Genomic DNA, 17470 nt, shown 5'->3' with positions numbered 1-17470 from the left:
AATAGTAAAATTTGTAGTTTAAAAAATTCTTAATTTTTGAGGGATGGTGTAGCAAGTGAAGAAATTTGATGGAGCAAAAATTGCTCATGACAAGAATCAATCTATCATTCGTTTTGGTAGAAAAAGCATTCAAACAGTTTTATTATCATTAATGCTAGCACTTGGTTTATCTACTACAGGTTTTGCATTTGGAAGAGGATCAGAAGGACCTGATGTTTTCGTAGTACAAGGAATGTTAAAATCGATTGGAAGTTATTCTGGTAAGATTACTGGTCATTATAATAGTTTAACAGTTAAAGGTGTTAGATATTTCCAAAAAACTCATGGACTCCCTGTAACTGGCGCAGTCGACAAAGCTACTTTTGAATCTATTTCTTATGCTTATGCAGTTGTGAAATTTAATGCTGGAAGCGGAGCAGGAAATGGCAGCGGCGCTGGAAGCGGAGCAGGTGAAGGCGGCGGCACTGGAGGCGGAGCAGGTGAAGGCGGCGGCACTGGAGGCGGAGCAGGTGAAGGCGGTGGCGCTGGAGGCGGCACTGGCGAAGGCCAAGGCGGTGGAACTGGTGAAGGCGAAGGCCAAGGCGGTGGAACTGGTGAAGGTGAAGGCCAAGGCGAGCAACCAGGTAAAGGTGAAACAGAGCAACCAGGTAAAGGTGAAACAGAGCAACCAGGTAAAGGTGAAACAGAGCAACCAGGTAAAGGTGAAACAGAGCAACCAGGTAAAGGTGAAACAGAGCAACCAGGTAAAGGTGAAACAGAGCAACCAGGTAAAGGTGAAACAGAGCAACCAGGTAAAGGTGAAACAGAGCAACCAGGTAAAGGTGAAACAGAGCAACCAGGTAAAGGTGAAACAGAGCAACCAGGTAAAGGTGAAACAGAACAACCAAGTAAAGGCGAATCAGAGCAACCAGGTAAAGGTGGAAATGAAAACGCACCACCAAGCAAAGGTGGAAATTAATTTTTACAATTAGAATGTAGTAAAAAAAAGAGCATCGAATCCGATGCTTTTTTGGAGCCATTTTAGTTAAGGCATTCCCACCGATGTTCCTTGCAGTATTCAGATTATTTTTTATCGTACTGTTTATGACGATCTATGCCGTTATGGTGAATAAATGGAAAAAGATTCATAAAAAAGACTGGTTCATGATGTTTCTGTTAGGACTAATAGGTACTTGTATCAATCAATGGTCATTTTATGCAGCGCTAGAAACAGCACACCCAACAACCTCCGCATTAATACTTGCACTTGCACCGATTACGACATCACTTTTAGCATCAATCTTTCTAAAAGAAAGCATAACAAGGCAATTTTATTTTGGATCAATTGTTGCTCTTATAGGTGTCTTTTTAGTCATTACAAATGGTAAAGAGCTCAATTTTTCAATCGGACTGATTTGGATTTTTATCACGATGCTCACTTTTGCAATCTCGATCATCATGATTAAGAAATTGACAGAGAAATATCATTCTATTACAATTTCACTCTATTCGAATATAATTGGATTTAGTAGTTTAGTACCTTTTCTGGTAACAGAAAACACTTCAAAGATTAGTTTGGATATTTTGCTTTGGATTTTATTAATTGTCACTGCCATTTTGATGCATGGTATTTGTACTTTAATCTGGAATCATCAAATTCAAGTTGTCGGTGCTTCAAAGGCTGCCATGTTTTTGAATCTTGAGCCATTTATCGCTATACTTGTAGGATTGATCATCTTAAAAAATAATGTAACGATTTCTCAATTATCTGGGGGGCTCCTAATTATAATAGGTGTCATCCTTTCAACTTCTATGAAATTGAAAAAAGAAGTTGGAGAACAATTGTATTCACAAAAATCTTAGAAATGTAAACAAGGAGGGGACAAGATGAAAAGCTTAAAAGACTCTGTAACGCTTTTTTCTTCTTTTCAATGGTTATTTTTTATTTTTGCAAACACTGTAGTAGTTCCAATTTCAATCGGAGCTGCATTTCATCTTCCTTCAAGTATTACTGAAATGACGATGAGAAGCTCACTAATAATAACTGGAATCGCATCTTTTATTCAAGGTTGGAAGGGACATAAGTATCCAATTATGGAAGGTCATTCTGGTTTATTATGGGGAGTCATGTTGAATTTAGGATTAACTGCACCTGCGATTGGTTTAAGCTATACCCAAATTGGCGGGGGGATTGCGACGGGATTTATCGCCGCAGGAATCGTAACGTTATTACTAGCTGCAATGAATCTAGTATCTTACGTGCAAAGAATTTTTCCACCAATGGTTATGACAGTCTATTTATTCCTACTATCCTTTCAACTTATTTTTGTCTTTTTTAAAGGAATGCTTGGGATAACGGAAGACGGAAAAATGAATCTACCAGTTAGCTTACTATCTTTAGGAATTGTTTTATTTGTTAGCATATTGAAGATAAAAGGATCTAAAAATATTAGCAATTTCTCAATCTTAATCGGTATGATTGTTGGTTGGATATTTTATGCTATTTTATTTTCCGATTCTACGCCAAAAATGGATTCGGCAAATGCCACATTTTCACTTTTCCCATTAGGTAAACCAAACCTAGAATTTGGAATCATAGCGATTGCTTTCTTTGCAGGATTAATGAATTTAAGTAATACGTTTGCTTCATTACAAGCGGCATCTGAAGTGACTAGAATCGAAGCAAAGCCGAAGCAATATCGTTATTCGCTTTTTTTAACAGGTTTGTTTTCAATGATTGCGCCGGTATTTGGACTTGTACCTTATACACCTTTTACATCATCAATTGGATTTCTCCAAAGTACGCAGCTTTACGAGCGAAAACCTTTTTTAATTGGGGGAATGCTTCTAACATTAGTTGGCTTAATTCCGCCGATTATTACATTTCTAGCAACAATGCCAATTACGGTTGGAAATGCTGTATTATTTGTTGCCTATATTCAATTATTTGGAACGGCTTTTAATAGTACAAAGGGGCAAGTATTTACTTCCAATTCAATTTTTAGAATTGCAGCACCCGTATTAGTAGGTGTTAGTCTAATGAATATATCGCCTACAATATTCGGTGACTTACCAATGTATTTACAACCGTTTTTAACAAATGGGCTAATCATGGGTGTGATTATTTCTATTATGTTAGAGAAATTTGTAAATTGGGATCAATTATCATAATGAACCGGAATGGTTTGAAATATAGATAAAGACTGAAACGGGTTCGGTTTATGAGGACAAATATATAAATAGATAAGTAGTTAGAGGACCAAATCGCATATGATTTGGTCCTCTTGTTTTTATTATGAAATTAACCTTTTAACGATGAATAAGTATAAATTAACACCGAAATCAACATTGTAATTGACAGGTTGACCCTTAGAATTGTCTAAGGGGCTGTCCTTAAAATATAAAAATTAGATTTACTCTATTTAAGAATATAGCTTCTTATAAATGCTAGTAATATTAAAATAGGTTCTTTTAGAGCACTCATTAACACATAATAATTGGAACGGAAGGTGCTCGACTCCTGTGGGAGACGCGGGACAGGTGAGACCCCACAGGAGCGAATGCGACGAGGAGGCTCAGCGCACGCCCCACGGAAAGCGAGCATCCTGGAGTGGAAATAAACGCATTCTCTTTTTTTATAATGTAAAGGGCGTTACTTTGTCAGATTAGAATTATGAGACAGCCACTATTTTTTGAATCAGTCTTTTTGTTATTTATTTTATGGTAAAATATGGTTATTAAGTATTTTATAGGAGGGGTTAAAAATTGAAAACAAAACAAAATATTCCATGGGAATTAATTAAAATAATTGCCTATGCATTTACGTTTGCGTTTATTATTAAACTATTTATTTTTTCTCCCTTTATAGTTGAAGGGGCATCAATGCAGCCAACTTTGCATAATGAAGATCATTTATTTGTTAATAAAGTAGCTTTACACATATCAGATGTAGAGCGCGGAGATGTCATTATTATCAAAAAAGAAAATGATCCAAAGTACTATGTAAAACGTGTAGTGGGTCTTACTGGAGATAAGGTTGAGATAAAAGATGGAATACTAAATGTAAATGGAGTTCCAATCAAAGAAGATTACCTAGATAAAGATTTAAAGGCCGAATATAAGAAGTATTTACAATATAATCGAGTGACAGTTCCGAAGAATTCTTATTTTGTAATGGGAGATAATCGTCTTAACAGCAAAGACAGTAGAAATGGATTAGATTACATTGAGAACTCAGAAATAGTAGGAAAAGCTCAAATCATATATTATCCGTTTAAGAGATTAAAATTTATAGAATAATAAATACATAAGTTTCATGGATAACGTATGAATAGAATAGGAACCAATTTCGGTTCCTATTTAACTATTTGCTCAATAAGTAAGGAATCTAACAAAATAAAATCGTTATGATTACGTGGAATTGTGAGGGTTAAGGGGGATCCATTTGAAAGCATTGGCAACTTTTATAGGAATTATTATTTTATAATTTACTGTGTTTAATATTGTAGGTGGAATACTTGGTGCAACAACTAACGAAGAGGAAATGGTTGGAATTATTGTATTGTGTATTCAAAACTCAGTAATTCTTACTTTACTAATATATATTGCAGGTAAATTAAGAAAAAAATAGGAAAGTGTTGTTTAGGTTTAATACAACTATAGCTTGTATTTGTTGAAGAATACGAAAGTCTGTCTAGTAACTTTTTTGTACTATCTGGCAGTTTATCTTAACATAGATTTTCCCACAAAAGGGAAGATCATTTAAGGGTAAGAATCATATGATGGAAAAAGAGATAGAATAGGGAGGTGTAATAGTTTGATAGATTATGGATTATTGATAATTGGTATAGTACTTTTACTTATAACTTACCTTGTCGCTGTTAAAAAACAAACATGGTTGTTAGCTGGTTTTAATGAGAAAATGATTAAAAATAAGTCCCTGTTAGGTAAAGTAGTAGGTGGAGGTTTTTTTCTTCCTTTAAGCTTGTTAATAATTTTCAATAGTTTTATCGACTATCCTTATGAAGTAACGGTTCTAATGAGCGTAATATTGATTTTAATAACAATTGTGTACTTTATTATTAATAGAAAATTACTTGATTAAGTCAAACAAATTTTCGGTGTAAGTTAAACAACCTAATAGGAAGAAGGAACAAATTTATATGATGAGTTCTCTGTTTGGATTTTTAATTTTTATTGGTATCTACTTAGTTTTTGATGCAGTTAGAAAATTGAATAATAACATCATTATTCAGACTGAAGAAATAAAAAAATTACACGAGCGTTTAAAATAAAATACTTATTCAAGTCTAAAAAGAACACATCAGTCCTAGACAACAAACACATTTCCAAGACAACTGTGGTGAGTTAGGCGATACTTTTAAATATTATTTTGAAGGGTAATTAGGAGTATTCAAAATATCTTGTTTTCAAAAATAGTAATGCCAATAAATGCTTTTGCATCTATTGGCATTTTATATTTCTACACTTTATAGACAAGCCTCTAATGCAATTTGAAGCATTTTATTGAAGGATGTTTGTCTAGCTTCCGCACTAATTTCCTCATGGGTAACTAAAGAATCTGAAATAGTAAGTAATGAAGCCGCTTGCTTTCCTAATGTTTTCGCATTATGAAATAATGCATAGCTTTCCATTTCTGTACAAATACACTTATGGTTATTATAAAAATCAATATAATTTGGTACAGAACTTTCATAATAAAACACATCACTCGAATGTATTCTTCCTCTAACAATAGGAATATTTATTTGCTTTGCAGTATCTTCAATTTTATTCGTTAATAACTCAGAAGGGTACTGAATATCACCTTCTACACCTGCTTGAACGTTTGCATATGTAGATTGGCTCCAAGAACTATCTACAAGCACAATATCATGTATGTTCAATTCATCTGTATAAGCACCTGAACTACCAACACGGATAATATTTTCTACATCATAGAATTTATATAATTCGTAGGAATAGATTCCTATACTTGGCATTCCCATACCAGATCCCATTACAGATATTTGTTTTCCTTTATAAGTTCCTGTATAGCCAAGCATATTACGTATACCATTAAACTGAATTGGATTTTCTAGAAATGTATCCGCAATATATTTCGCACGTAGCGGATCTCCTGGCATTAAAACTGTTTTAGCAATTTCTCCAACTTTAGCGGTATTATGTGGTGTTGTCATATAATTACCTCTCCATTTCTATTTTTTTAATCTACTTCATTTATTGTACTTAAAAATAAGATTTATATCCCAGTCGAACTTAGTTCAATAAAAATTAATCGAATAAACAAATAAAATTTTCTTTTTTATTTTTCCAAATAATATGTTCATTGAACATTACGAGTTGCTTACGCGGCACTTTTTTTATTTCTAACGTAAAGTCAATAGTGTTTTTTTTATTTAAAAATATATGGGTCTAGCTTGAATGGTTTGTTTCAGTTACACTATGAAATAGTGAATCAACTAGGAGGAAACAGCTTGAAACGTTATTTTGCATTATTAGTGTTAATATTTTTGGCATCTACTTTTTGTAGGTTGTGAAAATGAGAGCTTAAATTAAGAAGTTGAAAATAAAAAATTTAGGTGAAATAAAGTGACGAATCTATATAAACATGGTGGAGGAAGAAAAAACAAATGTCAGCTAACGAACTAGGACTCCTTATTTTTTTGGGAATAACTGATAGTATACTTTTTATAATAGCTTTCAAATATAATAGAAAAACATCTGAGGAGAGTGGTAGCTTCGGTTCGCCTGACAACTCAGGTGCATTTTATATGAACATATTAGCAATGACTCCTTATTTATTTCAAAAAATCTGGAGATTTATATTAGCTTTTGGGTTATTAGCACTTATTATATTAATTGAGTTAAAGGCACATAATATTTTATAAATAAAGTTGTATAGCATATTACCATTTGTGGAGATATTTAATTCTATAGATATAAATTATTGAGTATTAAACGTTAAAGTTAAATAAAGTTGGGAGCCAATAACGGCTCCTATTTTACTATTTAGAGGTTATATAGAATAACAGAAAATTAGATAATTATGGTAACATTTAAGAGGAATTATAGTACGAACAGAAGAATCGTAATGGTTTTATAAAGATAATGAAAATGGGGAGCTAGAGTTGTGATTAGTTTGATATTATTGATATTCTGTTTAATAGTTTTCGGAATCCTTATTGTTCTTTTCATTGCTAATCATCAAAGGAACAAGGGTAAGTTCAATAAACCACATTGGACATTGCTTTTATCACTCTTTTTTCAAGTTCTGCTTTTTGTAATGTTTTTTACAACTCAATTAGAAAAAATTACCGAAGCATTAGCTGATGTTTTATGGTGGGGAACCGTAATGTGTGGCTGTATTTTTGGAGTAATGAACTTTAAGAAAAATATTTATTTATCTACTATAACCGTTATGATTAGTTTCGCTTTGGCTGGTCTTATGCTACTTATGCTTGGAATTACTTCGATGTAAGTAAAATTCTTATTATTAGTTATTAATGTTATGAAATAAAATTGCGTCATTTGCGCCTTTTCTATTCATGTAAATGAAAAAAGAAAAAGTATAATAATAGAATATAGTTTGAGATAATAATGAGCGATATAAAGATGATTACATGAAAAAGTATTTGCATTAAAAAAATTTATGCCAAACAAAGAAGATGATTTCTGTAATCTACAGAACTCATCTTTTTAATTTCCATTGATAGCTATGATTGTTATACAAAACTTGCCCAAATAATTCAAATTTTATACAAAATGTTGTGACAAATTTAGCATATTCCGAAAAGTTTAAACAAATAATTATTCTACTATTATATATTATTAGTGAGCTAGCGAAATAAAAAATGGAGGTAATTTATTCTGAAAAAATCAACATTAATTATTCCAGTAGTTGCAGCGATGACTTTAACTCCAACAAGCACTTCTTTTGCAGAAATTAATAAGGACACTTCTTCACAGGTACAAAATTTTATTGTATCAGATGTTGAAGCTACAAATGATTTTTCAAGTTTCACAATTTTCAATGAAGAGCATAAAATTGATTTTAGTATAAAACAAACCGACTCTTCAATCGTAATTAACACCGTTACAGATGGCAAAGAATCTCATTCTGCAACTTTAATTGAGGGTGATTCTTTCTTAACCTTAGATGGGGAACAGATTGAGATTCAAAGAAAATCTTATCAAGATCCGGAATTTGCTAAAAAGGTAAAAACTCAACTTGCAGTTAACCCATGGACTCCAAAATACGTTACAACCTATGAGAATAAAGTCAGTAAAACGTTCACCACTGTTGGTGCAATTGCAACAGTTATTGGCGCAGTGATTGCAGGAGGAGCAGTTGCTGGTGTTGCACTTGCTACTACAGCTATAGCCACTTCAATTTCAAATTGGGTTGGTATAGTCGGAGGTGGGACATTATTAGCTGGAGGTCTCATGATGACTGTCTCAAGTTATTATAGTCTTTACCAAACAACTGGTTTAGTTCCAACTGGATATGGTTCGAATCAATATGCTTATAGGTATCAAGATATTGGAGCATAGTTTAACATGCAAACTAAAAAATATGATACAGTTTACACAAGTATAGGAAGTTGGTGGTTTGGTTCAAAACCATATTAAATTATTTTAAGAGGGAATAAACATGGATAAAAGTGAAAAAAAAATATTAATATTTTTATTTTTTATTTTTAGTTATACATTTACAAGTATTGGAATATATTCCAATGCTAATACAACTCACTTCTTTTATTTGTTTGCCACTATTCCTATAATCATACTAAACTTTAAAGTTAAGAAATATAAAATGGGTTTATTTTTTATTATTTTCGGTATATTTATTACACTTGTAAGTTATTTAGTGAAATTGGTTGATTGTTATCTATTAAAATTTACTCTTTTAAAAAAGATGATTATTCAAACGAGATCAACACATGTTCTTATAGTAGAGGATGAACAGTTTATTTAACACACTCCAATCTCCAGGCAAGCTTCGTTTTTCCCCAACTACTTTAATCTTTTAAAAGCTTGCCTTTTAACATTCAATACGCCATTAACCATTCACTAATTGTATAAATTCATGTAATTTATTTAATGATGTAATATTTTCATTACATTTCTTGCTATCTTTGCAAATGTAATTTCCTCTCTTTATAAAAGTACCTTGATCTGCACCTTTTGTTTTTGTCATGAACATTCCGATTTCTTCAAATTTATGGCAAAATGTACAAATTCCTTTTTTGTTTACTAGATTAAATGTACCTTGTAAGCCTATTAACTTTTGATTGTAGTAGGTAACAATATATTTTTTATTTGAGCCAATATCATCCCAACCCAAATAAGTAATTTCTGTTAGATCTAAATTTTCTAAAATAGGCGTTTTTAGTTTTTTAGCTTTTGGGAATAATTTTTTTATTGCTTGTTCGGAAATCTTCTTAAAAGGAAATACATATGGCTTGATTTGCGCTAATACTTTTTCAGCTTCTGACTTATCTTCAATTGTGATAATTGGAGAAAGTAGCTGAATTTGTTCTTCGTTTATGTCAGGAAACATATTATAAACTTTTTCATGTGTAAGAGATTTTAATGCACGCAACACAATCCGATCATTAACAGTCGAATGTGCATTCACAAGCACTTGTATTTGTGTTCTGATAAAGTTATATTGATCACTTCTTATAAAGGGTTCCATTTTCTTCACTCCTAATCAAGGTATACCCATATACAATCATTAATTTTACTTTACACAAGATACATCTAAATTAATATGTAGAAAATGAGTAGCAGTCAAACTCGCCATAAAAAAAGCACTGATACGCATCAGTGCTTTTATAGTTTATTTCGTATAAATAATTTTTTTAATCGTTTCAATAGAAAGGAAATATTCATCAGCTAATTGATCAATCGAGGTCCCAGCTTTATAAGCTTTTTTGATCTTGATATTTCTTTCGTCAATGAATTTTCTGGTTCCTGAACGAGAACCCCATTTATTTATGAGTCGTTTCAGGTTTTGGAATATAAATTGTTTCTCCCTGAACATACTTTTGAATTTCCGAAATCAATTTTTCAGGTAAAATAGCCGTTGCTTTTATATATGTCATGACTGTAACGCCCCTTATTTATTTTTCGTTTAAAATAAGGTGCAAAGCCAATATTTAAAAAAGCTTACTTGGGCGATTAAATGTAGTACTCACCCCATGCAAAGTATCGCCTTTCCAATATTAGGCTTTGCATGAGACGTTGCAGAATCTGACAAACGCACTTTACTTGTCATTTTCTATCACCTCCCTAAAGTAAAAATGTTAAATACATTCCTTCTCATTATAAATGATGATTTAGGTAATTGTCGCCGTACATGTAAAAATGAAAAAATTTTAGAGTGTTAAGATAAACTTCAAAAGCTCTTTATCAAGAGTTGAAGAATTAGGTTTAAGCCACTGATCCTTTATGATGATAGAATGACAGTTAGGACTATTAAGATAGCTATAGATAATTTGCGCCTCATCAATTTCATCACGACTTACATCAAATGATTTTTTTAATTCATGATTAAGAAAGTATGCTTGTGCGTTTAATTTAATTTCTTCTATTAACTGGTCATTCGATTTGTTTTTCATATGATAAATTTCACTAAAGAGAACTTGCGTACGTTTCACTAGAAACATCTTAATTGAAGTATCATCTAAGCGCTCAATCATAATGATATTATGATTTTTTTCGGTAAATTCAATCACTTTTTCTTTCTTTAAAAGAAGGGAAACAGTGTCAATCCAATCTCGATATTTTGAAGCAGCTTCAAAATTAAATTCTTCAGAAGCTTGATGCATCATCTGTTGCATCTCCTCTATTAAGCTCATATCTGTTCGATCCAAAAATGCAATCAATCGATCAATGATTGCGTTATATTCTTCAACTGCCTTACCACCTAAACAAACACCATTGCATGTACCTAATGAATAATTAAGACAAGCACTATTTTTAATAGTTGAAAATGCACAATTAATTTTAAAACAATCTTTTATGCCATTAATCGCTCGTTCAACTAAACTTTTACTTGTAAAAGGGCCGAAAATGAAAGCATTGTTATAGTCTGTTGGTTGATTGCTAACTTCAATTTTTCGGACTTTTTTTTGAGAATCTATGACTAAGTTAGCAAAGGACTGTGGACTTTTCATCATTCGATTATAATGTGGCTTTATTTCTTTTATTAGGTGACATTCCAGCATAAAAGCATCGAATTCTGTATCTGTTTGAATCGTATCAAAATCCTTTAAATGCGCTACAAGTTTTTTAATTTTTGGGGAATGAGTCTTTGTATTTTGAAAATATGTTTGTACTCGCTTTTTCAAACTTTTCGCTTTTCCTACATATAAAATATGACCTTGTGAATCTTTCATTAAATAAACACCAGGAGTAAGAGGTAGATTTTTTACTTTTTCTTGTAGAGTAATATGATTCATTCCTTTTCTAAATATATATTTTCCATTTTATCACGAGAATGAAGAGCTTGGTGTATTCGCATTTTCTAATTGTATAAAAATTTTCACCTGACAAGGAAGAGAAAAAGCATAAACGAAGTAGGAGTCGCGTAAGAATTGACTACAGAGGATAACTGTATAATAGAAGGAGAAGTGATCAAATGAAAACGATATATACGACATCTTCCTTCTTCACATGGATTGTTGCTTGCATCTTGAATGCTGTCATTATTTGGGGATGTTTTAAATTCGCTAATGTACTTGACTGGTCTTATCTAGACCTGGCTTTCTTTTTATATCTTGTCATTTTACTTTTTTATTTCATATGCCTTAAAAAAGATGAGGGCTTTCCAGCGCTTTTCAGACAGCATATCCTTCGCAAAAAATTCTTATTACTGCATGTTTCAGCATTTGAAGTGACACTTATCCTAGTGAGCGTTTTCCATATTGTAAGAGCAATCATATTATATAGAGATGCAATTGTAACGCTTTTTTAAAGGGACAACAGAGCTTTTCTGTTGTTTTTTTATGTCTCGAAAATAATTTTAAATATTGTATAATTTATTTAGGTGATGAACATGTTTTTAAAGAAAATAACACTATTAAATGAAAATGTACCATCTTTTTCTACCTATCCTTTCTCAATACCTTCAATTCGAAAGCTAGATGAGCTGAATTTAGAGAGTAATATTACATTTTTTGTTGGAGAAAATGGTTCTGGTAAATCAACTTTATTAGAAGCAATTGCTGACAAATGTGGATTTCATACAGCTGGTGGGGGACGTAATAATAGCTATGAAGTATTTGCGTCAGGATCTTTACTCAGTAACTTTATAAGACTATCTTGGTTGCCAAAAATAACAAATGGCTTCTTTTTAAGAGCGGAGTCTTTTTATCATTTTGCAACGTATCTTGATGAAATGGATGATCCAAGAGCATATAATAGCTACGGCGGAAAATCATTACATGAACAATCTCACGGTGAATCATTTTTGTCTTTATTTTTAAATCGTTTTAATGGAGATGCGATCTACTTACTAGATGAGCCTGAGGCTGCACTTTCTCCTGCAAGACAATTAACATTTTTAAAAATTCTCCATGATTTAGCTGTAGAAGGCAATTCCCAATTTATTATCGCTACGCATTCACCAATCTTACTTGGTTGTCCTAATGCGAATATATTAAGCTTTGATAACGGCGAAATAGCCAAAATAGCATATGAAGACACAGAGCATTATCAAATCACAAAATACTTCTTACAGCATCGAGAAAAATTTTTAGCAGACTTGTTAAGAGAAGATGAAGAGTAGTAAATGAATATAAAGACAGTAAAAAGCAGCGTATGTAATAGCATACTCTGCTTTTTTTACAAATCATTTGAATGCTTGATTACTACGTAAAACTGTAATGAAGCCATCTAATATGTCATGACTGACTGTGAAACCTTTTCGTTTATAAAATTCTAGGGCATCTTCATTGCCATTAGAAACATAAATGAAATAATCATCTACATCATTAAACTGTTTTAACCAATTCATTGACATTTTAAATAGGACAGAGCCTACTCCATATTTTCTGTATTCTTCTTTTATATAAAACTGAGATAAGCAACCAACATTTTGTTTCTCAACAGATGATAGGTCAAAAAAAGTAGCAAAGCTATTTGAATAAAATTCTTTTGGTGAGATATTTGCATAAACATAACCTACTATTTTATCAGCATCTTTTACGATCACAATATAGTTATGTAGGGCATTTTTAACTGATGGAACTAATCTCGTATCGAAATTCATGCTATCAAATAATTCTGGTGTAATATTTGCTTTTGATTTCTGGAATGCCATTAGTTCATTACATAAATCTCTACAATATTCTATTTTTTCTTCTGATATCACTTCATAAATTAAATTCATACTTCCCACTCCCATAGGCTAATTGTTCTGACGATCAGTCTCTATTATCCAAAAGCTCTTGTTACGAATTATTTTATTACATAGAGAAAAAGAATCGCAACTTTATAGATGCTTCAATGGATGTTTGAAGCCATTTTCTACAAGATTGATTCTTTTTGAGTTTATAACTATGCAGACATAAGTTGATTACAACGGAAGTTGCGAGACTCCTATGGGAAATACGGGAGGGCTAAACCCCCGGAGGCTTGCAAACTGGCTCAGTTCAAGCCCTATGTAAAGGGAGCATCCTAGAGTTGTATCAACTAACGCATTCAATTTACGGATTATGAAGAAAATACCATGCATATTTAACCCTCAAAATGAACAAACTTAGTTGCTAGGAGTGAGTAACTAAATGGATTTACAAAATGGAAGTTTCAAAAAAAAATATAAAATACGCTCATCGACAATTAATATCGATGGGAATATCGAAGAAAATGAGGAATTAATCCGTAAAATATTTTCAACCTCTGATATCAGAAAAAAGAATTTAGTTATCAATAAAAAACAAGCTTTTCTATTTTATTTGACGGGTTTAGTAGATGAACAAAAGGTTGATTCATTTGTAAATAATGTGTCGGCTAGTTCAGATGAACTTGAACTGTTTATGAGTAATAATGCAGTTAGATCAAGTAAAATTGTAGACATTGAGAAATCGATTTTAGAAGGTAAAAGTATTTTATTTTTAGAAAATGAACCTGCAGCTTTTATTTATTCAACAGAAAACTTAATGCAAAGACCTTTTTCTCCACCAACAATCGATAATTCACTGAAGGGCACAAAAATATCATTTGTTGAAACATACCAAACAAATATTGCATTACTTAGAAGATATATTACTACTAGTAGTTTTCGTACACATCAAACTGAAATAGGTACTGAAAATAAGCGTACTGTTTCAATTGCATATATAGATGGAGTAGTAGATGAGGAGTTATTATCTTCAATACAGAAAAAAATTTCGGAAATAAAAGAGGATTCAATTTTAAATGTGAATCAATTGGCTCAATTGCTAGAAAGAAATCCAATCTCACCGTTTCCACAATTATTAACAACTGAACGTCCCGACGAGGCTGCTTCTGCTTTACTCAAAGGGAGAGTCATTTTGATTTTAGATCGGTCAGCGGAAGTCGTTGTACTTCCTTCTAATTTTTTATCTTTCTTTCAAAGTATTGATGACTATTCATCAAGAACACTTGTCGGTTCCTTTAATCGGATCCTTAGGGTCGTCGCTTTTTTTATCACGCTATTTTTACCAGGTTTATATATTGCCATCATCTCTTTTAACTATGAAATTGTTCCATTGAAATTACTAATTTCAATAGGGGAATCTCGGACAAGAGTTCCATTTGATCCTTTGGTTGAAGCAATCATTATGGAAATTACACTGGAAATGTTAAGAGAAGCTGGAATTCGACTACCGGCTCCAATTAGTACCACTGTAGGAGTAGTAGGAGGAATCGTAATTGGTCAAGCTGCAGTTCAAGCAGCGATTGTTAGTAATATCATGGTTATTGTTGTTGCGCTAACAGCAATATCGTCTTTTATTATTCCAAACTTTGAAATGGCGTCTAGTTTAAGGATTGTTAGGTTTCCAATCATGGTAATGGCTTCTTTATTTGGGTTAATTGGTCTTGTTGTTAGTACGATGGTCCTCATTGTACACGGCTTGACATTAACTAATTTTAATACATCATACACCGTCCCATTTTCACCACTAAAGATCTCACAATTAAATGATACTTTATTTAGAATACCGCTAAGACTACTATGGAATAAACAAAACAAACGGAAAAAGTAATCAAATGTTGGAAGGGAAATGTCATGAATGGTAAGAAAAATATATCAATATTACAATTCATATTAATAATATTTGGTGTTCAAATCGGCATAGGCATGTTAGCCCTTCCTCGTGAATTAGCTGATAAATCTGGAACAAGTAGTTGGATCGCGATCATATTTGGTGGTTTAATTAGTACAATCATCAGTATTTCTTTTATAAAGATTAGAGAAAAGGCACCAACACAAAGTTTCGTTGACTTTTTTACATTTTATCTAGGAAAAATACTTGGGAAAGTCATTGTATTTTTCCTTTCCATTTATTTTTTGTGTATGGGGTATACGGTATTAGTAAGAACAATTCTTTATATTCAATCTTATATACTTCAACATACAAGTGTAACGATAGTTTTATTAATATTCTTAGTTCCAACATTTCAATTAGTGTCTGGTGGTGTGCATTTAATTGTTAAATATATAGAGACAATTTTTCCTATTATCGTATTTGTATTACTAATGCTTCTTTTTACGTTAAAAGATATGAATATATATTTTATTTTACCAATCATCAAAGATGGGTGGATGCCTATCTTTAAAACAATCCCAACTACAACCATGTCGTTTTTAGGAATTGAAATCATCATGATAGTTTACCCTTATTTAAAAGAAAAAGATAAGGCAATAAAAGGAGTCATTATTGGGAACACAATGAGTACATTTACATATTTATTTGTGACATTGATTTGTTTCGTAATTTATAGTCCATATGAAATATCAAGAATTTATGAGCCGGTTATCGATATTTTAAGTGTTCTTGAATTTCAATACATCGAAAGACTAGATTTCGTGTTATTGTCACTATTTTTATTGGTTATTTCAAAGACATGGGTAACATATTTGTGGGCGGGAATGTGTGGAATAACTGAATTATTTAATATAAAAAGGTTTATCATCATACTTTTCCTCCTTTTTATTGTATTCGTATTGATTACTTATCTAGTAATTCCTACTTTTACAACGACAAATATTTGGATCAATTATATTACGAACATTGGAATTTGCATTATTATTGGGATACCTATCATTTTATGGATAGGTGGTTTAATCAAAAAATGATATAGGGTGAATAGAGGTTGAAGCTTATTCAAGTATGTTTCCTTACAGTTTTCATGTTTATTGGTCTAACAGGTTGTAGAGATAAAGTGAATATAGAAGATATAACAATGTCACTGTTATTAGGTATAGATGTAAATGAAGAAGGTAAAGTTGAAATGTTTATGTCAAGCCCTGTCTTTAGTGAAGAAGCAAAAGAAAAAAATGAACATTTTGAAGTGAAAACTTTGTCTATGAAGGAAGCGAGAAATTACTTTGATACAATGGCAACTGGAATTACTTCGGGTGGTAAAGTTCAAGCCATATTAATAGGTTCAAAGATGATTGAACATAAGAACTGGTATTCAACTTTAGATTTTTTATATCGGGATCCGAAGTTGAGACTAAACGCAGATATTGTTTTTGTTAATGGTTCAGTTTCAGATGTTTTTGATCTTGATTTAAAAGATAAACCAAGATTATCAATTTTTTTACCACAATTATTGGAAACTGCAAACTTTAGAGAAGTTGCGGTAAGAACTTCATTACGGAAATATTATCAAATGTATTATGAAAAAGGAATCACACCGTTTGCACCAGAACTCAGTATAGTAGAAAATAAATTAAAGATGACCGGTACGACTTTATTAAACGATCAGAATTTGTATAGTAAGACTTTATCTATGAAAGAAACGCAGTTGTTTAAAATCTTAAATGATAAAGTGGAAGGGCAGTTATCATATACACTAGCTCTAGATAAATTTAAAAAAGATGTTGATATTTTCAAAGAAAATGCAGTTAGTTTCTATGCGAAAGATATTAGAAGAAGGATTCATAAAAAATATAAAAATGGTCAATATAAATATAATATCAATCTAAAAATGCCAATTGTCATAAATGAATCGCCAATTAAGTTAAATGATCAAACGGAAAAATCTTTACGAGATGAAATAGAAAAGGAATTAGAGAAGGAATTAAATGATTTAGTAAGATCATTCCAACAAGCAAAAGTTGATCCTCTAGGTTTAGGGATTTATGCGTCAGCGTTTAATCATTCAGTTTGGAAGAAAAATGATGATAAATGGATTTCATTTTATGAAAAAGCAAAAATTAAAGTGAATGTTGAAATCATTATTTTTGATAAAGGTATATCAATGTAAA

The 17470-nt window shown here is 31.7% G+C and carries 18 protein-coding genes and 1 pseudogene; 14 read left to right on the top strand and 5 right to left on the bottom strand.

The window, feature by feature from the left end:
- The first annotated feature begins 55 nt into the window (after positions 1 to 55).
- From ABID96_RS15405 to ABID96_RS15385, 5 genes are all read left to right on the top strand, one after another.
- Positions 56 to 958 carry a peptidoglycan-binding domain-containing protein gene (locus ABID96_RS15405; protein ID WP_377896940.1) on the top strand — a complete coding sequence of 301 codons (903 nt, stop codon included), beginning with the start codon at positions 56 to 58 and terminating at the stop codon, positions 956 to 958.
- Between the two features lie 38 nt (positions 959 to 996).
- Positions 997 to 1842 carry a DMT family transporter gene (locus ABID96_RS15400; protein WP_377897073.1) on the top strand — a complete coding sequence of 282 codons (846 nt, stop codon included), beginning with the start codon at positions 997 to 999 and terminating at the stop codon, positions 1840 to 1842.
- 24 nt (positions 1843 to 1866) lie between these two features.
- Complete coding sequence (locus ABID96_RS15395) at positions 1867 to 3150, top strand: uracil/xanthine transporter (protein ID WP_192602790.1); 1284 nt, start codon at positions 1867 to 1869, stop codon at positions 3148 to 3150.
- Between the two features lie 594 nt (positions 3151 to 3744).
- Positions 3745 to 4278 (top strand): signal peptidase I, encoded by a 534-nt coding sequence (gene lepB / locus ABID96_RS15390; protein ID WP_192602789.1) that lies wholly within the window; start codon positions 3745 to 3747, stop codon positions 4276 to 4278.
- A gap of 517 nt (positions 4279 to 4795) precedes the next feature.
- Positions 4796 to 5083, top strand: coding sequence for a DUF3784 domain-containing protein (locus ABID96_RS15385; protein ID WP_377896939.1), 288 nt, complete (start codon positions 4796 to 4798; stop codon positions 5081 to 5083).
- A 385-nt stretch (positions 5084 to 5468) separates the two neighbouring features.
- Here ABID96_RS15385 and deoD read toward each other — a convergent pair whose 3' ends face one another.
- A complete protein-coding gene (gene deoD / locus ABID96_RS15380) occupies positions 5469 to 6179 on the bottom strand; it encodes a purine-nucleoside phosphorylase (protein WP_192602788.1) in 711 nt (236 codons plus the stop codon).
- Positions 6180 to 6632: 453 nt separating this feature from the next.
- On the opposite strand from deoD, the gene ABID96_RS15375 reads away from it, so the two are divergent.
- From ABID96_RS15375 to ABID96_RS15360, 4 genes are all read left to right on the top strand, one after another.
- The gene (locus ABID96_RS15375) at positions 6633 to 6890 is read left to right on the top strand and encodes a hypothetical protein (RefSeq protein WP_192602787.1); all 258 of its coding nucleotides are present in this window, start codon (positions 6633 to 6635) and stop codon (positions 6888 to 6890) included.
- A gap of 242 nt (positions 6891 to 7132) precedes the next feature.
- Positions 7133 to 7480 (top strand): hypothetical protein, encoded by a 348-nt coding sequence (locus ABID96_RS15370; RefSeq protein WP_192602786.1) that lies wholly within the window; start codon positions 7133 to 7135, stop codon positions 7478 to 7480.
- A gap of 428 nt (positions 7481 to 7908) precedes the next feature.
- Positions 7909 to 8553: a hypothetical protein gene (locus tag ABID96_RS15365; protein WP_192602785.1), complete on the top strand. Its 645-nt coding sequence runs from the start codon at positions 7909 to 7911 to the stop codon at positions 8551 to 8553.
- 100 nt (positions 8554 to 8653) lie between these two features.
- Entirely contained in the window at positions 8654 to 8977 is a 324-nt protein-coding gene (locus tag ABID96_RS15360) for a hypothetical protein (protein WP_192602784.1), read from the top strand.
- Between the two features lie 84 nt (positions 8978 to 9061).
- On the opposite strand, the gene ABID96_RS15355 is transcribed toward ABID96_RS15360, so the two are convergent.
- The 3 genes and pseudogenes from ABID96_RS15355 to ABID96_RS15345 form a co-directional block, all read right to left on the bottom strand.
- Entirely contained in the window at positions 9062 to 9700 is a 639-nt protein-coding gene (locus ABID96_RS15355) for a FusB/FusC family EF-G-binding protein (RefSeq protein ID WP_192602783.1), read from the bottom strand.
- A gap of 144 nt (positions 9701 to 9844) precedes the next feature.
- Positions 9845 to 10109, bottom strand: a pseudogene (locus ABID96_RS15350) (CD3324 family protein).
- A gap of 273 nt (positions 10110 to 10382) precedes the next feature.
- Complete coding sequence (locus ABID96_RS15345) at positions 10383 to 11405, bottom strand: UvrB/UvrC motif-containing protein (protein ID WP_192602781.1); 1023 nt, start codon at positions 11403 to 11405, stop codon at positions 10383 to 10385.
- A 242-nt stretch (positions 11406 to 11647) separates the two neighbouring features.
- Between ABID96_RS15345 and ABID96_RS15340 the strand changes: the two genes are divergently transcribed.
- Both ABID96_RS15340 and ABID96_RS15335 read left to right on the top strand, forming a co-directional pair.
- A complete protein-coding gene (locus ABID96_RS15340) occupies positions 11648 to 11983 on the top strand; it encodes a hypothetical protein (protein ID WP_192602780.1) in 336 nt (111 codons plus the stop codon).
- 81 nt (positions 11984 to 12064) lie between these two features.
- Positions 12065 to 12796 (top strand): AAA family ATPase, encoded by a 732-nt coding sequence (locus ABID96_RS15335; protein WP_192602779.1) that lies wholly within the window; start codon positions 12065 to 12067, stop codon positions 12794 to 12796.
- A gap of 63 nt (positions 12797 to 12859) precedes the next feature.
- On the opposite strand, the gene ABID96_RS15330 is transcribed toward ABID96_RS15335, so the two are convergent.
- Positions 12860 to 13399: a GNAT family N-acetyltransferase gene (locus ABID96_RS15330; RefSeq protein WP_192602778.1), complete on the bottom strand. Its 540-nt coding sequence runs from the start codon at positions 13397 to 13399 to the stop codon at positions 12860 to 12862.
- Between the two features lie 394 nt (positions 13400 to 13793).
- Here ABID96_RS15330 and ABID96_RS15325 point away from each other — a divergent pair, with 394 nt between their 5' ends.
- Genes ABID96_RS15325 through ABID96_RS15315 form a run of 3 tightly spaced genes read left to right on the top strand, consistent with a single transcriptional unit; the run spans position 13794 to position 17469 of the window.
- Entirely contained in the window at positions 13794 to 15239 is a 1446-nt protein-coding gene (locus ABID96_RS15325) for a spore germination protein (RefSeq protein ID WP_192602777.1), read from the top strand.
- A gap of 23 nt (positions 15240 to 15262) precedes the next feature.
- Positions 15263 to 16333: a GerAB/ArcD/ProY family transporter gene (locus tag ABID96_RS15320; protein WP_192602776.1), complete on the top strand. Its 1071-nt coding sequence runs from the start codon at positions 15263 to 15265 to the stop codon at positions 16331 to 16333.
- A gap of 17 nt (positions 16334 to 16350) precedes the next feature.
- Positions 16351 to 17469 carry a Ger(x)C family spore germination protein gene (locus ABID96_RS15315; protein WP_192602775.1) on the top strand — a complete coding sequence of 373 codons (1119 nt, stop codon included), beginning with the start codon at positions 16351 to 16353 and terminating at the stop codon, positions 17467 to 17469.
- The last annotated feature ends 1 nt before the right edge of the window (position 17470 follow it).

The sequence above is a fragment of the Gottfriedia sp. OAE603 genome (assembly GCF_040543965.1).
Taxonomy (GTDB): domain Bacteria; phylum Bacillota; class Bacilli; order Bacillales; family Bacillaceae_G; genus Gottfriedia; species Gottfriedia solisilvae.
This window is presented reverse-complemented; position numbering and strand designations above follow the sequence as displayed.